Genomic DNA, 1,537 nt, shown 5'->3' on the forward strand with positions numbered 1-1,537 from the left:
TTATTGCTTACTCAATCCTTTATTACAAATGCAACATCTACTAGATTAAATATACAATCTCTGTAGTCGAGTTCTATCTTGTGCGACATTGTGAATAAAAAGAAAAATGTCTTGGCATTCCTCCATTTGTTCATTAAAACTCGGATCCACCATGTTTAATGCATCATATTCCCATGACGGGTAAGTAATTTCAAATATCTTTTTATTGTCTTTTTCAACAGAAAAATAATTGTCACGATCCATTCTAGAAAAATTAATCTTACTTCCATCATCATTTAAGCATACTCTCTCTCCATTGATATCTAAATAAATATTATTATCAATCCTGAACAACATGATTAAATTTCCATCATAATACTCATAATGGCCCTGAATTTTTTTACTCTCCTCTGTTCTTGCTAACACTTTTTTTTCACCACTCACAATATTAAACAACAACAATTCTTTCCATGTATTTCTATTTTCAAGAATTAAATTATTTATTTCTATAAAATTGGTCATTCTATAACCTCCAACTTATTCGAGTTATTCGATGCCTGCCAACGCATTAAATTCTTTTGAAGTTCTTTTAGAACTTTCAATAATATCATCATAAGATTTACCATTATTTATCAGCCATTCAAATGTAGGTCCTAATTTATCCCCATATTTCTCAAGGTTTCGAGCATATATTGCTTTTAATTGTTCTGAAGATGTTAGATTTTTATATTTCACGCCCAGTTCACGTCTTGCTTGATGCATTGATCGTGCAATATTTTCACTTGATACACCCAGACTTCTCATACTCTGCTCCATTGCGCCGAGATCCTGGATTTCATTATAATATTGCCTTCTAACACCAAGATCCGATAAGTAAGTTTTTAGAACTGAAATCTCTTTCGAGAGAGCTTCAGCTGCTTTCCCCTCTAATTTTAAGGCAGGCATATACATAAATAATTCTGCATTATCAATAACATTTTTAAGACTCCAAGGATCATTCTGACTAATTTCTTGTATCTTTCCTATCAGACCCATGCTCCAATAATTTAGGCTTGATTCCCAAGAGGAATTCACCTCGATAAAAGCATCGACCTCATTACTTATAAACGTTTTGGTTGCTTGCCATGCATTACCGACCCACTTCCAAACATGACCAGAGGGATCGATGTAGAACATTGGATTATTCCCCGCATAAACATAAAGATTCAAACTCAGTGGATTCGTAATATCCCCTTCATACGTATCCTGAACGATAAACCCTCACTCTACCTAGCCTTAATTATACAGCATTTTCCTTTGGCGGAGCAGGCGGCAGCGTGTAGGCCGTCTTGTTTTTCAGCATCTTGAACACAATGTTGACCAGCTTCCTCATGATGCAGACGATCGCTTGGCCCTTGGTCTTGCCTTCGGACTGCTTCTTGTGGTAATAGGCCAGGAATATCGGATTGCGCGGCTCCTTATGCCTTCTGGACAATGCCAATTGACGGCACGCCAGTTGAAAGAATAACTCATGCATAACCCGATTGCCTTGATTCGTTTTCTTGTGTTTGACCACACC

At 36.4% G+C, this 1,537-nt stretch carries 2 protein-coding genes and 1 pseudogene; all 3 read right to left on the reverse strand.

Annotated elements, in window-relative coordinates; genetic code table 11:
• Positions 1-45 precede the first annotated feature (45 nt).
• The gene (locus PKO02S_RS31975) at positions 46-501 is read right to left on the reverse strand and encodes a hypothetical protein (RefSeq protein ID WP_127589330.1); all 456 of its coding nucleotides are present in this window, start codon (positions 499-501) and stop codon (positions 46-48) included.
• 24 nt (positions 502-525) lie between these two features.
• Positions 526-1,155, reverse strand: a complete 630-nt coding sequence (locus PKO02S_RS31980; protein WP_127589332.1) for a hypothetical protein — start codon at positions 1,153-1,155, stop codon at positions 526-528.
• Between the two features lie 103 nt (positions 1,156-1,258).
• A pseudogene (locus PKO02S_RS31985) lies at positions 1,259-1,537 on the reverse strand (IS110 family RNA-guided transposase); the annotation flags it as partial.

Origin of the sequence: Paenibacillus koleovorans NBRC 103111, from assembly GCF_004000845.1 — a bacterium.
Classification (GTDB): Bacteria; Bacillota; Bacilli; order Paenibacillales; family NBRC-103111; genus Paenibacillus_AA; species Paenibacillus_AA koleovorans.